This window comes from Rhodococcus erythropolis R138 (genome assembly GCF_000696675.2).
Lineage (GTDB): Bacteria > Actinomycetota > Actinomycetes > Mycobacteriales > Mycobacteriaceae > Rhodococcus_F > Rhodococcus_F erythropolis.
On record NZ_CP007255.1, the window covers coordinates 4,899,045 to 4,918,269 of the forward strand.

Consider the following 19,225-nt stretch of genomic DNA (forward strand, 5'->3'; position numbering starts at 1 on the left):
ACTGCCTGGGCTGTAAGGCTGTTCGGTATCACGAGGCCGACCCGCCGGAGTCCCGCACCCGCCGCGCACCCTCGCGATCCGCCTCAGTGATTGCCTCAGCCGAAGAGGAAAGCCGGCGCGCCAACGTATCGAGAAGATCCGCACGGCCAGTCAAGCGAGAATTCAGGACCGCCAATGCCGACGCCAACGCGGCTCCGTGCTCGGCGTAGTCACGGCCCGAAGCGGCACCGCCCCATCGCAAACGCTTGATCGGCTCGGCAGAATCGCGCAGACCCTGGGCCACCGACACCGCATGACGTGCCAATTCATCTGTTCCAGCGCGGTCGACATCCACGAGCGCCCCCAAGTTTCAACGGAACCACTCGCACGTCGAGCGGCCTTTGACTCCTTGGACGCAGCGGGGCGCAATTGCGTTCCCTCTAAACGCGAACGCGTAATGAGGGGGCTACACCGAACCGACGATCTCGGCCAACTCGTCAGCCAGCTTCTGCGCGAGCGGAAGTTCAGTGGCCTCGACCATGACGCGGACCAGTTGCTCTGTCCCGGACGGGCGCAGGAGCACTCGACCACCGTCACCGAGAACGCGCTCGGCGTCCGCGACTGCTGCAAGTACCGACGGCGACGCTGCGACTGCCGCCTTGTCCCCGACCTTCACGTTGATCAGCACTTGCGGGAGGGTGGTCATCGTTGCAGCCAGTACGGATGCCGACTTACGCGTACGAGCCATGCGTCCGAGCAGCCTGAGACCGGTGAGAATTCCGTCGCCCGTGGTGCCGAATGCCGGCAACACAACATGGCCTGACTGCTCGCCACCGAGGCTGTACCCGCCCGCGCGCAATTCCTCCAAGACGTAGCGGTCGCCTACCGCAGCAGTCACGATGTTGATGCCTGCCTCGCGCATCGCGATGTGCAAACCGAGATTGCTCATGACAGTCGCGACGAGAGTGTTCTCGACCAACTCCCCGGCCTCGTTCATCGCGATCGCCAGAACAGCCATGATCGCGTCACCGTCGACCACCGCGCCGGTCTCGTCGACGGCCAAGCAGCGGTCGGCGTCGCCGTCGTGCGCGAGGCCTAGATCCGCCCCGTGATCGACTACGGCTTTCTGAAGATTCTCCAGGTGCGTCGATCCGCAGCCGTCGTTGATGTTGAGGCCGTCGGGATCTGCGCTGATCGCGATGACGCGAGCGCCCGCTGCTGCGTAGGCAACCGGTGCGAGCGCGGAAGCAGCGCCGTTGGCGCAGTCGACGACAACGGTAAGTCCAGCGAGTGGCTCGCTCGCCGCGCTCGCCAGATGCGCAAGGTACAGCTGAGCGGCGTCGTCGACCGCACGGACTCGGCCGATGCCGGCACCTGTCGGAAGGACCGGCGGCGCAGTGCCGTCGAGTGCAGCCTCGATCGCCACCTCGACAGCGTCATCCAACTTGTGCCCACCGGCCGCGAAAATCTTGATTCCGTTGTCCGGCATGGGATTATGCGATGCAGAAATCATGACACCGAGACTGGCGTCGAGCTTTGCCGTCAAGTATGCAACTGCCGGAGTCGGAAGGATACCCACGTCGAGCACGTCGACGCCTGCGGAACTCAACCCGGCCGTCACCGCGGCTTGAAGCATCTCACCGCTGGCGCGAGGATCGCGGCCGATCACGGCGGTCGGACGGGCATCCGAAGTGCCGGCTGTCAGTACGCTCGCCGCGGCAGCCGCCAATCTCAATGCAAGATCTGCAGTCAGATCCGAATTGGCAAGTCCACGAACACCGTCAGTACCGAACAACCGACCCATAGAACGACTCCTGAATCCTGTGAACCTCGAGAATGAAACTCGAGAATGGAATTTCTCCGAGAAACACAAGAGCGAGCGTCCGGTAACGATGGACGCCCGCTCTTGTGGTGAACAGGTGCCGAAGCAGACCCGTCGGGTCAACCTCGGCAAAGCATCAGCGCTTGGAGTACTGCGATGCCTTACGGGCCTTCTTCAGGCCGTACTTCTTACGCTCGACCGCGCGGGCGTCACGCGTCAGGAAGCCTGCACGCTTGAGGGCCGGACGATCATCAGGGGTTACCTCGATGAGTGCGCGCGCGATAGCCAGACGCAGTGCGCCTGCCTGACCGGACGGGCCGCCACCGTGCAGCAGTGCAATGATGTCGAAAGACTCGGGACGCTCGACGAGCACCAGCGGAGCCTTGATCAGCTGCTGGTGAACCTTGTTGGGGAAGTAATCCTCCAACGTACGGCCGTTGAGCTTGAACTGACCGGTACCGGGAGTCATCCGGACGCGAACGACAGCCTCCTTGCGGCGACCGACGGTCTGGACCGGGCGATCGAGGACGATCGGTGCGAGCGTAGCTGCAGCAACCTCTTCGACGACCTCGACTGCGTCAGCGGCGACAAGCTCTTCCACTGCTTCGATGTTCTCTTCGGACACGTTCTGCTCTTCCGGCGATGTCACTGTGCGACCTGCTTGATCTCGAACGGCACCGGCTGCTGCGCGGTGTGGGGGTGATTCGGGCCCGCGTAGACCTTGAGCTTGCTGCTCATTGCGCGGCCGAGCTTCGTCTTGGGGAGCATGCCGACAATGGCCTTCTCGACGAGACGATCGGGAGTCCTGTCGAGGACCTCACCGACAGTGCGGGACTTCAGGCCACCCGGGAATCCGGAGTGGTGGTAAACGTTCTTGCCCTGCAGCTTGTTGCCGCTGATGGCAACCTTCTCAGCGTTGATGATGACAACGAAGTCACCACCGTCGATGTGCGGCGCGTAGGTGGGCTTGTGCTTGCCACGCAGCAAGTTCGCTGCCTGAACGGCAAGACGGCCGAGCACCACGTCAGTGGCGTCGATGACGTGCCACGAGTGGGTCACATCTCCGGCCTTCGGGGTGTACGTAGACACAGATCTTCCTCGTCTTAATTCATTCCACTGCTGACCATGTGCGTATCGCGTAAACGATCCTCGGCGGCCAGTTGAGACCCGAGAACCGCCGGTCTCCACGCATTTCTGCCGGAGCCCTACGGCACGCCACCGATAGACGATACCGGTCTACCCGCTGCCAGGTCAAAGCGCAGCCATCTCCGCCGACAATGCCCTCGTCCGGAACCAGCAGGTAAGCGATCGACATGCGACTGCCCCGGCAACCTGACGGTACCGGGGCAGTCGGGGTGTCGTCACGACATGAATGTTGTCAGCGACCGAACCCGTTTGCCGCGATCCGGTCAGCTTCCTGCATCTTCTCCGAGCCGCTCGCCGTCGCTCCGGCGATCTGCGCGAGAACCATGTTCAGTTCTTCGGACGCCTGGGCCCAGCGGCGCTGTGCGTCGTTCCAGGCTTCGGAACCTGCCCCTTCCCAGCCTGCTTGCAGCTTGTCTACGACAACCTTGATGTCGCCCTGCTTGTCGTTGATCGCTTTGGCCTGCTGTTTCATCTGATCGGACAGCATTGCGAGGCCGCCGAAGTCGTACTTGATCCTGTCGGACATAACTGCTCCCGGTTCGGTGTGACTGGAGAGAACTTTGTGAGAACTACTGGCTGAGGACTGCTTGATCGAACGGCGAAGAACTGACGGTCAGGACATGTTCACCGTCGCGCCGCGAAGCGAGCTGACGTTGTCGTCTTCGGTCGAGTCGAAGGTTCCCGCAGCCTGTTTGATCTGCTCGCAGATGTCGGTCAGAGCAGTGTCCAACTTCAGGGCCGCGCTGTTGTATCGCTCCATGATTCCTGCGTATTCGACCTGCGCCGCACCGTTCCACGAATTGTGCGAAGCGTCGGCCTCCGACCGAACAGCGTTGACCAGTCCCCTGATGTCACCGAGATGTCCGTCGATGGTCCCCGCCGAATCGATCAATTCAGCGGTAGTTGCGGTAAAGCCCATGTCGTCCCCCTGGATTCGGTGAGTACCGTTCGGTATCGGCGACCACCCACGACGGCTTGTCCGTCGGATGTGCACCGGGGTCGAGCGGAACTCCCTGATGTGCGCTACACATACTTTGACGCGACCTCCGTGCCAACGGTTCCGGCCCGATCGAAGAATGTTTTCAGAACCGACCGATCCGGTCAGGGCGTGAATTCGAGTGAGTGCCACATCCGCAGGCAGTCCGCTTCGAGACTGTCCCACTCACCGACCAGATACTGGCAGCCGATACTCACTTGCCGACCGTTGTCGACGTACACGTGCCAACGCACCTCGGAGAAATCGTCCGGAAACTCGACGTACACCACTGCCTGTTTTCCTGCGGCATCGTCGATCACAGAAAACTCTCCGAACCGCAATGGGTCCTCGAACGCCGAAAACTGCTGACGCAAAGCGGCTTCGACGGAATCGAATCCAGCACCTTCCGCAAGACGTTTCTCGATGACCACGATCTTGCGATCAGCGCCGGAACTGGGTATCAAATCGGTGCGCCCGCTCGAGGTCCCTCGTGACAGAAGCTTCCAATCGGAAGGCAGCTCTGCTGCAACGCTCCCCACCTCCACACGCGTGAGTTCCGGCGTGACACCGGACTCGATCGACGGAATCGAAGTCTTCGGCGCAGGCTTTTCCTGCTCTTTCGACGCCTCCACGATCTCGACTTTGTCTTCCGCCGCAGCTGCGACCGAGTCCGCCAACCGAGAATCGCCTCGATCGCGAGTCGACACCACGACCGTTGCCGCGACCGCAGCGACGACGGCGAGCACCGCAAGCGCCGCCGCGAACCATCGACGGCCTCCGTGCCACCCGCCGACTCGACGGGGCGAGGAGGCAGTCGAGTCCACGGAAGGAATCGACATCGCGCCATCCGGATCGCCTACCCACCCGGCGCCAAAAGCTGAATTGTCGACGATTCGACCGGAACTGTCCCGCGCAGTTGTCTGGCGAACGAGCGTCCGAGGATCCACCAGAGACGACGCCACCCGACTCTCGTCCAGAATTCGAATGCTCGCATGGCCGTGGGCATTCGTCGACCCACGTTCGAGCGAAGCCGCAACGGCATGGGAGCGCGGCCCGACCAACACCACAGCGTCCCGAACCGACAAGTCCCCGATTCCGGAAAACAACCCCGCAACGTCTGCGATCGCCGAGCTTTGTGCCCCGTCGATTCGGAGTTCACCGTCGACCTCAACGACAACAGAAGCGACCACCATTCCGCCACGCAGTTCGAGGACGACGCACCGTGATCGCCAGGCTGTACGAGCCGACCTCGCCGCCGCGACCGACGTCGTAACGAGGACGACGTCGTGCGCCACTCGCCGTGCGGCATCGAGCAATCGCCGCCTGCGTGGGGCACCCCAGTCCGAGGGATGACTGAGATAGAGGATGTCTGCATCGACGATTCCGCACCCGTCCATCGCACTGGAGATCAGCCTGGCCAGCTCCAGGACGGTGGGGACAATCCGACCATCTACGTCGACATAATCGTCGTCGACGTAATCGATCGCATTTTCACCGGTCGTACCGGGACCCGACGTCGGTTCGCGTCTGATGTCTGCACTGCAACAGAATTCGCGTTGACCCGAGACGACCCAGATATTGGATGCACCCCAATGTAGCGAGACCGACACCAAGGACGGAACGGTCACAGCGGTGGCATCCACGGAACTTGGACAAGTTGGGTTTGCGATCGAGAAACGTAGACCCCACGACCTTCCGGCAATGCCGACGCGCGGACGGTGCCGACGAGATTTCCCTCGTCGCGACTTCCGCTCATGATCAATCCGGCCGGTGCCATGTCGCGAATTCTCGCAATGACCGGCTCGTAGAGTGCTCTGGCCGCGCCACCGGAACGGCGGGCAATCACCAGGTGCAAACCGATGTCCTTGGAATGCGGAATGTACTCGAGCAACGGCGCCACCGGATTACCACTCGGTGTGGCCACAAGGTCGTAGTCGTCGATCAGTACATAAATCTCCGGTCCACTCCACCACGACCTTTCCCGCAATTGCTGCTGTGTTGTTTCGGCGTTCGGCATTCTGGCGGCGACGATCCGAGCCAAGTCGACCATCAACTCACCGAAGGTCGTCGACGACGCCGAGTAACCGCCGAGGTGATTCCCTTCGACCACTCCCAGCAGGGAATGCCGATAGTCACCGATAATCAACTTGGCCTGCGCCGGTGTGTTCGACGCGATGATCCCTTCCGCTATTCCGCGCAAAAGAGATGTCTTGCCACACGCGGTGTCGCCGAATATCAAGAGGTGCGGGTGTTCCCGGAAGTCCATGTACACCGGGGAGAGGTCGGTCTCACCGAGCCCGATCGGCACGGTGAGGCACCGACCGTCGGCCGCACTCGGTGAGGGCCACCGGGTCCCGACAGCTTCGAGAAGTTCTGCCCGCGAGTACGAATCCGGAAGCATCCGCACGGTGGGCGCCGGGCGCGAATTCGACATGGCTGCAATATGTTCGACCGTCGACGCCACAGACCCACCGGAATTCTCACTACCTGGCGAACCGCCGATTCGAGGTAGACCGGTGAGAAGGTGAAGCCCGTCGCGCGTGATGCCACGACCCGGTCGACCTTCCGGCACCAGGCTGGCTTTCTGGCGACCCGCATCCGAATCTCCCGGATCACCCAATCGAAGTTCGATGCGAGTACCCAGTTGATCCTTGAGTGCCGGCCGGATCTCGGCCCACCTCGACGTCGTGACGATCACGTGCACACCGAAGGACAAACCTTGACCGGCGAGCATGCTGATCTGAGGCTCGAGTGATTCGAAATCCGAACGAACGCTGGGCCAACCATCGACGACGAGGAAGACGTCACCGTACGGGTCATCTCGGAGTCCCGCCGCCACGCCTTCCCCGGCGGGATCAGCTGTTCGCAATCTTCGGAAATCGGCCATGGAGTCGATGCCGAGGTCACGAAACAGCCGCTCCCGTTTCGCGACCACACCGAGCACCTCGGCAACCGTGCGGCGGACGCGGTCGGAATCCAAGCGGTTTGCCACCGATCCGACGTGCGGCAGATCTTTCAATCCGAGGAGCGTTCCACCGCCGAAGTCGAGGCAGTAGAACTGAATCTGTTCCGGCGTGTGCGTCATGCTCAGAGACAAGATCAACGTGCGCAAGGCCGTCGACTTTCCCGACTGCGGGCCGCCGACGATCGCGAGGTTGCCCGTTGATCCGTTCAGATCGGCGACGAGAAGATCGCGGCGCTGATCGAACGGCCTGTCGACTACGCCGAAGGGTGCGCTCAGATTTCCGCGAGGTTGATCACCGGCCGCCCACCGCGGCAACAACTGGTCAAGCGTCGGGGATGCCTCGAGCGGCGGTAACCACACCTCGTGCGCTCGTGGACCGTGAGAGCGCATGCGGTCGACGAGGACTCCCATGAGAGTACGTGCATCGTCACCGATTTCACCCATGTCGATGACATCGGGCTCGACGGGAACGACAACAGCCTCTGGCCCGACCACGGGCGTCGCGGTAAACGGCAGCGGCGCGAGTTCGACGGGGGAATCTACCGAGAATCGAGTGGGCACTATCCGCTCGCCCTCGTACGGGCCTGACACGTATGCACCTTGGAAGCGAACGATCTCCGCAGAATCGGACTTCAGGTATCCCGCACCGGGTGTGCCCGGCAGGTGATAAGCATCGGGAACGCCGAGAACGGAACGGGACTCGTTCGCCGAGAACGTTTTCAAACCGACGCGATACGAAAGATGGCTGTCGAGACCCCGAAGCTTTCCTTCGTCGAGCCGCTGACTGGCCAGCAGCAGGTGAATGTGAAGTGACCTGCCCAATCGCCCGATGGCCACGAACAATTCGGCAAATTCCGGCTGTTGACTGAGCAGTTCGGAAAACTCGTCGACAACGACGAAGAGTGCAGGCAACGGATCGAGTGCAGCGCCGGCCAGCCTCGCCTTCTCGTAATCGGACACGTTTGCGAAGTTTCCTGCCGCACGCAGCAGTTCTTGTCGACGATTCATTTCGCCGGCGAGCGCGTCCTTCATACGATCGACCATCGCCAATTCCTCGGCAAGGTTGGTGATGATCGCAGCAACGTGCGGCGCCTCCTCCAGGCCGAGAAAGGTTGCACCACCTTTGAAGTCGATCAGGACGAGGTTCAGTGCGTTGGGTGAGTGCGTCGCGATCAGGCCGAGTACCAAGGTTCGCAGGAACTCCGACTTACCAGAACCGGTGGCTCCGATACACAGCCCGTGCGGACCCATACCGTTCTCGGCCGACTCCTTCAGATCCAGTTCGACAGGGTTTCCATCTTGTCCGACACCGATCGGCACGCGGAGTCGGTCGCGCCCCTGACGTGGCAGCCAGCCATGCTCAGGATTGAACCTCGCAACATTTCCTATCCCCAACATCTGGCTCCAGGTCCGAAGGGATCGGTCGTCGTCAGTTGCGTCCACGCCGTTCTGCGATGCCGCACGGAACGGTGCGATGCGACGTCCGAACGACTGCGCCAGGCTCGTCGTCGCGGCGTCAGGCGTCGCAAAGTTCTCGACTCCTGCGCTGCTCACCGCGCCGATCTGATCGCTACCGACGACCAGTCGCAAACCGCGTGACGCCGCCAGCCGCGGGCAGAACCCGCACAGGTCGAGGACGGTCACCGAGTCGAGCCCGGATTCGGACAACAGGCCGGTGTCACCTTCGAGCAAGCCACCGTCCACGACCAACACGAGATGCGGAACGCCCGCACTCGCTGGAGTGTTGCGAGCAAATCGAGCACGCATCGAAAGCGTTTCCCCGAGGGAACTTTCGAACTCGAGATACGAACCGAACACCATGCGTGAAGTGCCGGCGCCGTCCTGAGACTCCGGGTGTTGTACGTGTGGGAGCCACTTGACCCACTCCCACTCGGCTTCGGTATCGGGACCGCACACCACTGCAACTTGGACGGTGTCCGGACCGTGAAAAGTGCACAGCTGCATCAACATCGAGCGGACAAGCGCTCGAGCGGAATCCCTCTGCCCCTCAATGGACATCGCAGCAAATCCGCGAAGCGAGACGGCGGTCGGCAGGTCTTTTACAACCGAATGCGCACGGACGAATCGCCGAAGTGAGACAGCAGCGACGGGTTCGAGATCCTCGACCGGCCCCGTCTCCGGAGATACAAGCCTGGTGGCCAATCGCTGTGTACCCAGACCGACCCGAACGTGGCAGTAGTCCGAGTCGGTGATCTGACGTTCCCACATCCGCACAGTCCCGGCCAGTGTCCAAAGCTGCGACGGCTCGGGATTGCTCCACTCGAGAGCAGCACGCTGCGCACCAGACGTCGCAGCAACATCGCTGCGCATCTGATCCAGGTACCGCAGGTAGTCCTTGCGGTCCTCGTTCGCTTCGGACGCTCGTGCCCCACCGCTACGACCGCCCCCGGCGAGCATCCCGAGCATCGACACCATCATCATGACCGGAAACAGCAGAGACATCGGATTGCGCGCCATGCCGGAAGAGAACATCAGCGCCACCATGCCGATCATGGCAACCACCATGATCACCGGAAGTAGTTTGGTCAGTAGGTTTCCCGGCGTGACGCGAGGAATCTCCGGTGGGGCCTGAAGCGTCACCTCGCCGCCCGGTGTACGCGGCGATTCACGGCGCGCTCGACGCGCAAATCTGACAGTGCTCAATTCACCCACCCCCATCGGTGCTGCAGCTGTTGCCGCCACGCGCCTCGTCCGACTACCGCCGGCCCGCCCCCCAAGGCGTAGTCACGCAATTGCAAGAGAGTAGATCACAACACCGACACTCGGGTCGGTGCCACCTGTTGTCTGCGCTGTCGCCGACACAGGCGCACAGTTCATGTCGTATTGTTCGGGTGAACTGGGGTGACGTGACAGGGGAATCGCGTCATGGGAGGGGACAGATCTTGACCAGCACCACTGAAACCAGCGCTGCGCACACCGCAAACGGACGACGCGCGACCCATTCTGCCGAACTGTGCAGGTTGACGGTACTTTCAGCCCATTCGCAGGTGGATCTTGCGGTGCCGCTTCGTGTTCCACTCGCGGTGGTCATTCCGGGCATTGTGGACACAATTGTCAACCACAGCAATTTCAACGAGTTCGACCACAGCGCCGAACAATTCGAGCCCGTCGACTGGACTCTGTCGAAAGTCGGCAGGGCACCGCTGGCACCGACGCTGTCGCTGCACGAGCATGGAATCCGCGATGGGGAATTGCTCGTACTCGCGGCCGCGGACACTGCTGCCCCGCCCCCACTCTTCGACGACATCATGTACACCGTTGCGGCGACGGATGCAGACATCTACCGACGCTGGACTCCGATCACCGCGCGCATTGTCGGCTCGTCCGCCGCCCTCGTCGCTGCGCTCGTCGCGGCCCTCGCCCTGGTCCTCGGCGATACAGGTCTGATCGGCGCTGTCTGCGGTGGAGTGACGTCTTTGGTGCTCACCGTCGCCGCCGTCGTGGCAGCGCGGGTGTACGGAGACACTGCAAGCTCCATCACGCTCGGATGCACAGCGGTGCCACTGGCGTTCGTCTCCGGCGCCCTCTGCGTACCCGGCACTGTTCTTTCTGCTCATATCCTTCTCGGTTCGGCATTCGCAACCGCGGTGACTCTGATCTGCCTCCGCTTGTGCGGTGCCGGATTAGCCGTCTTCACCGCACTTCTCGTCGTCCTCCTTGCTGCGGTGGGCACCTTCGCCGTCGCGACGACGCTTCCCGAGGCGCGCACCGCAACCGTCAGCAGCGCGGTGATTGCCGCAGCATTGATCGTTCTCACGTTCACCGCTCGACTGTCGATGCTGTTCGCGCGATTACCGCTTCCCCCGGTTCCGACGCCGAGTAATCCCCTCGACGACGATCGCGACGGACTGCCCGAGCCCGAACTGCCCGGGCTGACCGAGTTGACTGAAAGGGCAGGGCGGGCTCGTAGCTACCTGACCGGACTGATCGTGGCCACGTCAGTGGTCGCGCTCACTGCCGCAGTCGCGCTCGCGTGGTCCTGGCCCGGTCAGGGAATCGTCTGGCCGAACCTTGCTCTCGCATTCGCGACGGCCGTCGTGCTGATGTTTCGCGGGCGCACCTACGCGGGCGCACACCAGGCGGTCCCACTCATCTCGGCAGGCATCTCGGTCGTTCTCGCTCTCCTGGGCGGCATGGCATGGACCCATCGCGACCATGCATTGGTCGTCTTCGCCATCACGATGACTGTTCTCCTCCTGTCACTGATTCTAGGAATCCTCGCCCCCCAGAACACATTCAGCCCCGTGATGCGACGCGCGGCCGAACTGTTGGACCTCGCTGCGATTGCAGCAATCGTTCCGCTGATCTGCTGGGTCAGTGGGCTCTTCGCGCTCATGCGCGGTCTCTGAGCGATCGGATCTCGATGGTGATTCGACGCGCGACGAACATCTGTGCCGCACTCGTGATCGTTGTCTTAACAGTCCTCGCCGGGGCGGGTGGCGCATCGAGTGCGGTTCCTTCCCCCATCGATCCTGCAATGCTGCCGGAGGACGGTCCACCCGCGCCTCCCCAACCCACCGAACAACGAACCCTGTGCGTCCCCGCCGTAGCGGGTGGTGACGGCGCGGATATTCCACGTTCTCAACAGGATCTCGGATTCGATTCGGTGTGGTCGATCACCCGAGGGGCGGGGCAGCGAATTGCTGTCATCGACACCGGCGTCAGCAGACATCCCCGGCTACCGGCCCTCGAAGGCGGCGGTGACTATGTCGGGACCTCCGACGGCACCGACGATTGTGACTCACACGGAACAGTCGTCGCCGGTCTCATCGCCGCCGAGCAGGTCGACGGTTCCGGATTTTCCGGAGCTGCGCCGGACGCACAGATCATCTCAATCAGGCAGTCCAGTGCCGCTTTCTCGGTGGCCGGCCAACGCGAAGACCCTGCCGTAGCCGAGAATTCGTCTGGCTACGGAAACGTCGACACCATGGCACTGGCCGTACGTCACGCTGCTGACTTGGGTGCAAGCGTTATCAACATCTCCGAGGTCGCTTGCAAGCCTGCCGGCGACGGGATCAACGACCAACGACTGGGCGCTGCAATCGAATACGCCACGATCGCGAAGAACGCCGTAGTCGTCGCTGCTGCAGGGAACGTCGGATCCGGAGGTTGCAAGAACCAGAATCCACCGCCGGATCCCCTCGATCCCCAAGCCGATCCATGGAACTCGGTTACGACTATTGCCAGTCCTGCCTGGTACGACGACTATGTCCTCACCGTCGGGTCGGTCGACCTCAATGGCACCGCCAGCTCCTTCAGCCTCGGCGGTCCATGGGTAGACGTTGCGGCGCCCGGCACCGGAATCATCTCACTTCACCCGACGTCGCCTGGTCTGACCAACGGAGTCTACGGTTCCGACGGCGCCGTACAGTCGTTCAACGGGACCAGTTTCGCTGCGCCCTATGTCGCGGCAACCGCCGCGCTGGTCCGGTCGGTTCACCCGGAACTGACTGCACTTCAGGTCATGCAACGTATCGAAGCCACCGCCCACGCCCCGGCGCAGGGTTGGAATCCCTACGTCGGTCACGGCGTCATCGATCCACTCGCCGCAGTAACGGGCGAATTGGCACCGGGGGAACGCGTCAAGGTCAATCATCAGTCGGTAACGATCGATCCCCTACCCACGCCGCCGGCCCCCGACAACCGATCTCGCGACGCGGCACTCGTCGGAGCCGGAACGGTCGGCACCCTAGCCCTACTGACGCTGTTGGCGTCGATGCCCATTCGTCGAGTAATTCGTCGGAGACTTCCCGAACGACGGGACGTCGATCTCTGAACCGTCAACGGTGTTCAGTTCACCGGAGCGGCCGGCGTTGAATCGGGGGCGACTCCGTCGTGAGCTATCAGTGCATTGCTCTTCTCGAGCGCCGGACCTGATGCAAGTAGATCGAGTATCTGCCAAGGCACGCGATCAGGCGTTCGCGTCAATCCGAGCGCGCGAGCGGAGGTTTCGTCCGGTATTCCGTATTTCACACCGGTATCCGCTACGTAGAACACTCCGTCGTGCCTGGTGCTGTTCGTCTCGATTCCGGTCGCTTGAACAAACCCACCGAAGCCCTGTTCGACGTGGACGCTGTCGAGATTGTCGCCCGATCCGTCCGCCTGCGCCAACGACACCAACTTGCCACCCTCCGGGATCGGAACCTGCAATCCAGCGACGAGTTTCAATGTTGCAGAACTACTTTCGCCGCCCTCGACTGCAGGTGAGGGAGCCCATTCCAGACAGCCGACAGGTGCGCCATGATCATCGACGATCTCCGGAACCACCTGCGGCAACGAGTCGACGGCCAGTTCCCTCACCGAAGGAATACGACTGATGGCATCAGGGGTGACGCTCGCGATCCCGGTGGCGCCCTGCGAATCCGAGAAGTAGATCAGTTGGGCGAGCGCCGCACCGACCTTCTGGATACCGTTCTCGAGCACCACGTAGTACTGCAGGTCCGCGCCCACCGAAACCTGAACGACGGAGCCGACAGTCTTGTTCTGTAGCGGGAACCGGGGCGCTGATCCCAGTTCGCGGATTCGCGGAGCCTCGATGCGCGGAACTTCGGGGATCGAATTGAGAAATCCGGCACTGATCGGTCGCGCCTGTGCTCCCTCCAGCCCCAAAGCCCGCATGATCGCCGGATTGTCCACATCGATTTCCGCTCGCTTCCCGTCGTAGACGAGAAAGTGATCGGAACCCGACTTCACCAGGAATGCACGGTCCCTCGTCAGATATGTCGTGTTTTCACCGACATTGGACGAGCCGACCAGGACCGAAGTCGTCAACGTTTTTCTCCCGTCGGATCCGACGGAATCGCATACCGTCCACAAGGCGTTGCTCGGGTCGGCTGATTCCGGCAGCGCGGACGGTGCGCCGGGAATGCCGACGAGCGCGCCCCTCGGTTTCGCCTCGACCTCAGACGCCTTGACAATTGCCGGTTTTCCTGGCGAACCCAGAATCAGTCGGGCGGAGGCCAAGTTCAGCACCGGGCGAAAAGTACCCTCCATGGCGACGAACATTGCGCCAGATTCCTTTGCAACAACGATTTCTGCATCGCCGATCTTGTCCTGTGGCCGAAACAGAGCAAGTACCGCGCAACCCGCCAATCCCAGTGCAGCGAGGACTATTCCGACGGTGAAGGCGCGGGACTGTGACCGCATCGGATCGTGAAGCATCCGCACGTCTCGTCTGACCAGCGCATGTTCCATCCGCCTGACCAAGAATCGGTACCCATTGACCTGCCAGCGCGTGGTAGGTGTTGCAGCCATCATTCCCCCCGTGCCTTACATCCCCTTGCGAAGACACAGTACAGTTTGGCTGGGGCGGAATTTTTCGGGTAGTTCGCAGGTCAGGTATCGGGGAGGAACCGTGGACCGATCGCGGTTGAAGCATTGGCCGTCGTCACACAGGATTTCGACGCACGAATTCGTGTCGGCACAGATTCTCGGAATCAGTGCAGGCGGAATCGCGATGGCCAGTGGGCTGGATTGGCTCTGGGCGCTGGCAATCGGTTGTGTGGTTGCCGGATCAATGCTCCTCCATGTGGGCGGTTGGTCGGTAATGTCCTGGATTGTCAAGTACTTTCGCTATTTGCGCCGCAAAGACGTCGACGGCAGCACGATCGTCAGTTTTCACACTCCCTCCGAACAGTCGATCGGGCTCCGAGTGGACGGATCTTCACTCGTCGCCGTCGTCGAGATCGCTCCCCCACGCGACTACCTGACCAGGATCGGGCGTCATTCATTCGACGCTTCCCACCTTCTGCCCACGGCTGCCCTGGTCAATTGTCAGTATCAGCACGACATCTCACTCACCGGCATCGACATTGTCAGTCATGGATACCGCGCCGCATCAGGAACGCCTGCCACCGAAGTCTACGAACGTCTCATCGGGCCACTACCAGCCACCGCCACCAGAAGTGTTTGGCTTGCACTACGTTTCGACGCTTTGGAGGGTCGTGCAGCAGTCGAACGCCGAGGCGGGGGCGAACAGGGCGCGGGCCGCGCGATCGCAGTTGCCGCCAATCGTGTCATCCGGGTGCTCGATTCGGCGGGATGCAAGGCGCGGATTCTGACCGCACCGGAGATCGCGTCGTCCACTGCCCAGGTCGCAAGAGGAGTCGCCAGCCACGAGGTCACCGAAACGTGGCGAAGTACCCCCTTGCCTGGTGTGTCCAACGTCGGATACGGAATCGAACCCCGTTTCATCACCACCTCGACCCTGACCCGAGTATGGGCAGTGGCAACGGTCGGGACGTCCGTGACAATTCGGTTGCGCCCCACGGGCGAACGCGGAGAGGCGAAGGTCAGTGCGACATGTCGCTTCACCACGCGCAATCCACCTGAGAACGCACCGCTGGCCGGTTTGGTCTCGCTACGTGGGCGCCAGCGCGACGGATTGCTGACCAACCTGCCAACCGCATTGGCCGCGCTGGACCGCATCACGCCGCACATTCGCATGGACGGGGGCACACTCGACTCACTCGCTCTACCTCTTGCCGGGTGCGGCCAGCTCATCGGCTCGGACCGAAACGGGCACGGTGTCGCGGCCAGAATTTCGGGGCCGGGCGTCAACACCGTTTTTGTCGCCGGCGAACTCTATCTGGCTCAGCAATTGATCTTTCGAGCCATCGCGACCGGCGCACTGGTACTCATCCACACCGATCGACCGGAAGCATGGACCGCGCTCACCGACTCCATGGGAGTGCCTGACCGACTCCGCGTGTCCGGGCAGGTTGGTGGGCTCGAGGGCGCTTTCAACACTGTCGTGTTCGACGGAGTCGAGGGGTTACCGCCGCGTGCCGGCGTGACCGCGATCTACGTGTACGGACATCCACGCCAATGGCCTCGGATCGACCCTGAAATCTCGATAGTCCAGCCATTCGCACTCGGTGACAAGATCACAGTCGAAACCGGCCGCACGCGCGTCGAACTGACTCTGGTAACCATTGCTTCCGAGACCTCGTTCATCGGCCGTCCTCGAGCCGGCGACGCTCACCAGATGGCGTGATCGCGTATGTCCAAGATCAGCCAGGATAGGGATCACTCGCACGCTGCATCCGCAATCCGCTCCCCCACCAATGCAATTCACGAATCATCTTCTCGCTCGCATCGATCGCGATCGAATCGACGCCGTACGGCTCGTGTCCGAATTGCTTGCGTACCCGGTGAATGGTCACGCTTTGACGCACCGAGACCATGTGCAGCTCCGCCACTACTTGCCTCAGTTGTTCGACGGCCCGAACACCACCTGAAATCCCGCCGTAGGACACGAATCCGATCGGCTTGGCACGCCACTCGTGTTTCACGGAATCGAATGCGGTCTTGAGGGCAGCCGGGTACCCGTGGTTGTATTCGGAGGTCACAGCAACAACAGCGTCGGCTCGTCCGATTCGCTGGCGGAAAACCTCCGTGGCAGGTGAATCCGAGAAATCCTGGGGCAACGACAGCTCTCTGAGGTCGATCACCGATACGTTCCACGACGGGTTCGCGGTTGCGCGCTCGACAAACCAATCCGCCACTGCTCGTCCTATTCGCCCCTCGCGGACCGAACCTACGATGACTTCGACCTTCAAAGGTGCCATGAACGTCGATGCTAGCGACTCCTCACGCAGTGATCCCGTCCGTGATGAGTGCGGCCAGTTCCCGATACGCGCTGGCATCGTCCAACCCAGTAGCCCGATAGACCGCGCGTTGCTGGATCCGAACCATTGTCGCTGCGGCCGCATCAGCGACAAATGACGCGTGTACCCGCCGGAATGCGCCCGAATCCACTCCCTCGACGATGAGCGCTCGCACACGATCCGCGGCGATCGACGTGTTCTTCTCGTAAACCTGACTCGCCGACACCGATTCAGCCAGGTCTTCCATGAATTGACGGGACGCCGCGGTCAGTTGATCACCGACTGCTTCGAGATACACCGCGACTCGACGAGTCGGTGCCGCTTCGGCAGCGACGGCACTCTCCACCGCATCGGTCGCCGCACGGAAGAAGTGCACCGTCACAGCCCGCACCAGATCCTCTTTGCCGGCCGCCACGGTGTACAAGGTGCTCTTGGAGCAGTGCAGACGAGCTGAGATCTCGTCGAGCGTGAGGTGGGCGAAACCCTCGCTCAAGAACAGTTCGACCAATTGATCGAACAACTCTGCCCTGCGCGCAGTCGTCTTGTGAACCAGCCTTGCCATACGCAAGACAGTACTGCAGTATCGTTCCCAGTACTACTACCTAGCTAGGAGCCGACCGTGCCCGTCGAACGCCTGATGCCCAGCCAAGAAGCTCGCGATCTCATCGAACTGACGCGTGATGTCGCGGACAAGGTACTCGCGCCCAAGGTCAACGAATACGAGAAGGCCGAGAAGTATCCCGAAGGCGTGTTCCCCGCACTCGGACAGGCAGGCCTGCTGAGCCTTCCGTATCCCGAGGAATTCGGTGGCGGCGATCAGCCGTACGAGGTGTACCTCCAAGTCCTCGAAGAGATCGCCTCGCGCTGGGCAGCGGTTGCAGTGGCGGTGAGCGTGCACAGCCTCTCGTGCTTCCCACTGTTCACCTTCGGCACCGACGAACAGAAGGCCCGCTGGCTGCCGGACATGCTGGGCGGCAACACCATCGGCGCATACAGCCTTTCCGAAGCGCAGGCCGGATCCGACGCCGCCGCATTGTCGTGCAAGGCGACGGCCACCGACGGTGGCTACCGCATCAACGGCTCGAAGGCCTGGATCACCAACGGCGGCAAGGCAGACTTCTACAACCTCTTCGCCCGCACCAGTGACGACGGCTCTCGCGGCATCTCCTGCCTCCTGGTGGACAAGGACACCGAAGGCCTCAGCTTCGGCAAGCCCGAGGAGAAGATGGGACTGCGCGCGGTCCCCACTGCATCCGCGAATTACGACGACGCCTTCGTCCCTGACGAGCGGTTGATCGGTCAGCGCGGCCAGGGATTGCCGATCGCCTTCAGCGCGCTCGACTCCGGCCGACTCGGAATCGCTGCTGTTGCCGTCGGAATCGCTCAGGGCGCACTCGACGACGCGGTCGCCTACGCGAAGGAGCGCAAGGCATTCGGCAAGCGGATCATCGATCACCAGGGACTCGGATTCGTGCTCGCGGACATGGCGGCCGCAGTTGACTCCGCTCGTGCCACTTACCTCGATGCAGCCCGCCGCCGCGACGCCGGAGTTCCGTACTCGCGCAACGCCAGCGTCGCCAAGCTCGTTGCCACCGACGCAGCAATGAAGGTCACCACCGACGCCGTTCAAGTGTTCGGCGGGTACGGCTACACCCAGGACTTCCCCGTCGAGCGCTACATGCGCGAGGCCAAGATCACGCAGATCTTCGAGGGCACCAATCAGATTCAGCGTCTGGTCATCGCGCGTCAACTGGCGGGATAGTCGTCTACATGAAATGCCCTCCCACGCAGAGTGGGAGGGCATTTTGTATCGAGGCGGTCAGTCGCCGCAGCACCCGCCCGAAGACGGAATCTCGCGGGTTTCACGGGTAATCGCGTTGCGGGCAGCCAGTTCCGAGTAGTCGGGGTAGTCCACGCGAACCAACGAAAGTCCGTGCGCCGGCGCAACGAGGATCGAACTCGACCGCGACGTTTCGTCGAGCAAACCTGCCACCCAGTCGGCGGTGCGGCGTCCCTCACCGACCGAGAGGACTGCCCCGACAAGACTCCGGACCATCGACCAGCAGAACGCATCGGCATTCACGTACGCCGTGAACACCGTGCCCTCCTGCACCCAGTCGAAGCGTTGCAGCTCCCGCACCGTCGTAGCGCCTTCTCGACGCTTGCAGAATGCCGCGAAGTTGTGCAGGCCCAGAAGCCGATTCGACGCTTCTTGCATCGCTGTGAGATCGAGTGGTTTGGGGTACGACACCGTATCGCGAGCGCGTAGGGGTTCCACTCCGAATGCCGCGTTGGTCACCCGGTACTCGTAGTAGCGTCGCATCGCCGAGAAGCGCGCATCGAAGTCACCCGGAACCACCGAGATCTGTTTGACCCGAACGTCCTTGGGCAGGAAGCGTGCAAGTCTGCGCACGAGTCGCGACGGATCGTCGGGGAGCAACTCGCCCTGGACGTCGACGTGCGCTACCTGCCCCGTGGCGTGAACGCCGGCGTCCGTGCGACCGGCAACAGTCAGCTGAACCGGTTGCCGTAGTACCGTTCCCAACTTGTCTTCGATCTCACCGCACACGGTGCGCAGATCGGTTTGACGGGCCCAGCCCGAGAAGTCGGTGCCGTCGTAGGAGATGTCCAGCCGCAATCGAACGAGCCCGCCGTCCCCGATGGGGGCGGCGGGCTCGTTCGATTCAGCATGTGCCGAAACCAAGGGA

16 protein-coding genes are annotated in these 19,225 nt (G+C 62.2%); 4 read left to right on the forward strand and 12 right to left on the reverse strand.

All coding sequences use genetic code 11. The annotated features are described in order from the left end of the window. Positions 1 to 28 precede the first annotated feature (28 nt). The 8 genes from H351_RS22515 to eccCa form a co-directional block, all read right to left on the reverse strand. Entirely contained in the window at positions 29 to 334 is a 306-nt protein-coding gene (locus H351_RS22515; protein WP_019747569.1) for a hypothetical protein, read from the reverse strand. Positions 335 to 445: 111 nt separating this feature from the next. Continuing rightward, the gene (glmM, locus tag H351_RS22520) at positions 446 to 1,783 is read right to left on the reverse strand and encodes a phosphoglucosamine mutase (protein ID WP_029254922.1); all 1,338 of its coding nucleotides are present in this window, start codon (positions 1,781 to 1,783) and stop codon (positions 446 to 448) included. A 154-nt stretch (positions 1,784 to 1,937) separates the two neighbouring features. Then, positions 1,938 to 2,450 carry a 30S ribosomal protein S9 gene (rpsI, locus tag H351_RS22525; protein ID WP_019747567.1) on the reverse strand — a complete coding sequence of 171 codons (513 nt, stop codon included), beginning with the start codon at positions 2,448 to 2,450 and terminating at the stop codon, positions 1,938 to 1,940. Beyond that, positions 2,447 to 2,890 carry a 50S ribosomal protein L13 gene (gene rplM / locus H351_RS22530; protein WP_019747566.1) on the reverse strand — a complete coding sequence of 148 codons (444 nt, stop codon included), beginning with the start codon at positions 2,888 to 2,890 and terminating at the stop codon, positions 2,447 to 2,449. Before rplM ends, rpsI begins: the two co-directional genes overlap by 4 nt. A gap of 289 nt (positions 2,891 to 3,179) precedes the next feature. Then, positions 3,180 to 3,473 (reverse strand): WXG100 family type VII secretion target, encoded by a 294-nt coding sequence (locus H351_RS22535; protein ID WP_003940975.1) that lies wholly within the window; start codon positions 3,471 to 3,473, stop codon positions 3,180 to 3,182. 87 nt (positions 3,474 to 3,560) lie between these two features. Further along, complete coding sequence (locus H351_RS22540; protein WP_003940986.1) at positions 3,561 to 3,866, reverse strand: WXG100 family type VII secretion target; 306 nt, start codon at positions 3,864 to 3,866, stop codon at positions 3,561 to 3,563. Between the two features lie 182 nt (positions 3,867 to 4,048). Then, positions 4,049 to 5,551: a type VII secretion-associated protein gene (locus H351_RS22545; RefSeq protein ID WP_051636579.1), complete on the reverse strand. Its 1,503-nt coding sequence runs from the start codon at positions 5,549 to 5,551 to the stop codon at positions 4,049 to 4,051. Next, on the reverse strand, positions 5,548 to 9,567 hold the full coding sequence (eccCa, locus tag H351_RS22550; protein WP_244891503.1) for a type VII secretion protein EccCa: 4,020 nt from the start codon (positions 9,565 to 9,567) through the stop codon (positions 5,548 to 5,550). The genes H351_RS22545 and eccCa overlap by 4 nt, the downstream gene beginning before the upstream one ends. Before the next feature lie 224 nt (positions 9,568 to 9,791). Between eccCa and eccD the strand changes: the two genes are divergently transcribed. Further along, positions 9,792 to 11,258, forward strand: coding sequence for a type VII secretion integral membrane protein EccD (gene eccD / locus H351_RS22555; RefSeq protein ID WP_029254919.1), 1,467 nt, complete (start codon positions 9,792 to 9,794; stop codon positions 11,256 to 11,258). A gap of 14 nt (positions 11,259 to 11,272) precedes the next feature. Then, positions 11,273 to 12,685, forward strand: coding sequence for a type VII secretion-associated serine protease mycosin (mycP, locus tag H351_RS22560; RefSeq protein WP_029254918.1), 1,413 nt, complete (start codon positions 11,273 to 11,275; stop codon positions 12,683 to 12,685). A 14-nt stretch (positions 12,686 to 12,699) separates the two neighbouring features. On the opposite strand, the gene eccB is transcribed toward mycP, so the two are convergent. Then, complete coding sequence (gene eccB, locus H351_RS22565) at positions 12,700 to 14,166, reverse strand: type VII secretion protein EccB (RefSeq protein ID WP_037119330.1); 1,467 nt, start codon at positions 14,164 to 14,166, stop codon at positions 12,700 to 12,702. Between the two features lie 97 nt (positions 14,167 to 14,263). Between eccB and eccE the strand changes: the two genes are divergently transcribed. After that, complete coding sequence (eccE, locus tag H351_RS22570) at positions 14,264 to 15,904, forward strand: type VII secretion protein EccE (RefSeq protein WP_029254916.1); 1,641 nt, start codon at positions 14,264 to 14,266, stop codon at positions 15,902 to 15,904. 16 nt (positions 15,905 to 15,920) lie between these two features. Here eccE and H351_RS22575 read toward each other — a convergent pair whose 3' ends face one another. Together H351_RS22575 and H351_RS22580 are read right to left on the reverse strand one after the other, a co-directional pair. Then, positions 15,921 to 16,478: an NADPH-dependent FMN reductase gene (locus H351_RS22575; RefSeq protein ID WP_020906901.1), complete on the reverse strand. Its 558-nt coding sequence runs from the start codon at positions 16,476 to 16,478 to the stop codon at positions 15,921 to 15,923. Between the two features lie 22 nt (positions 16,479 to 16,500). Continuing rightward, positions 16,501 to 17,079, reverse strand: a complete 579-nt coding sequence (locus tag H351_RS22580; protein WP_021343562.1) for a TetR/AcrR family transcriptional regulator — start codon at positions 17,077 to 17,079, stop codon at positions 16,501 to 16,503. A gap of 57 nt (positions 17,080 to 17,136) precedes the next feature. On the opposite strand from H351_RS22580, the gene H351_RS22585 reads away from it, so the two are divergent. Continuing rightward, complete coding sequence (locus tag H351_RS22585; protein WP_020906899.1) at positions 17,137 to 18,279, forward strand: acyl-CoA dehydrogenase family protein; 1,143 nt, start codon at positions 17,137 to 17,139, stop codon at positions 18,277 to 18,279. A 57-nt stretch (positions 18,280 to 18,336) separates the two neighbouring features. Here H351_RS22585 and truA read toward each other — a convergent pair whose 3' ends face one another. Next, a complete protein-coding gene (gene truA / locus H351_RS22590; RefSeq protein WP_029254915.1) occupies positions 18,337 to 19,221 on the reverse strand; it encodes a tRNA pseudouridine(38-40) synthase TruA in 885 nt (294 codons plus the stop codon). Positions 19,222 to 19,225: the final 4 nt, after the last annotated feature.

Excerpts from the sequence above, each read along its gene's own strand:
- H351_RS22535 (WP_003940975.1), bottom strand. The coding sequence starts at position 3,473 with ATGTCCGACAGGATCAAGTACGACTTCGGCGGCCTCGCAATGCTGTCC.
- H351_RS22540 (WP_003940986.1), bottom strand. The coding sequence starts at position 3,866 with ATGGGCTTTACCGCAACTACCGCTGAATTGATCGATTCGGCGGGGACC.
- H351_RS22575 (WP_020906901.1), bottom strand. The coding sequence starts at position 16,478 with ATGGCACCTTTGAAGGTCGAAGTCATCGTAGGTTCGGTCCGCGAGGGG.
- mycP (WP_029254918.1), top strand. The coding sequence starts at position 11,273 with ATGGTGATTCGACGCGCGACGAACATCTGTGCCGCACTCGTGATCGTT.
- eccB (WP_037119330.1), bottom strand. The coding sequence starts at position 14,166 with ATGATGGCTGCAACACCTACCACGCGCTGGCAGGTCAATGGGTACCGA.
- glmM (WP_029254922.1), bottom strand. The coding sequence starts at position 1,783 with ATGGGTCGGTTGTTCGGTACTGACGGTGTTCGTGGACTTGCCAATTCG.
- H351_RS22580 (WP_021343562.1), bottom strand. The coding sequence starts at position 17,079 with ATGGCAAGGCTGGTTCACAAGACGACTGCGCGCAGGGCAGAGTTGTTC.
- eccCa (WP_244891503.1), bottom strand. The coding sequence starts at position 9,567 with ATGGGGGTGGGTGAATTGAGCACTGTCAGATTTGCGCGTCGAGCGCGC.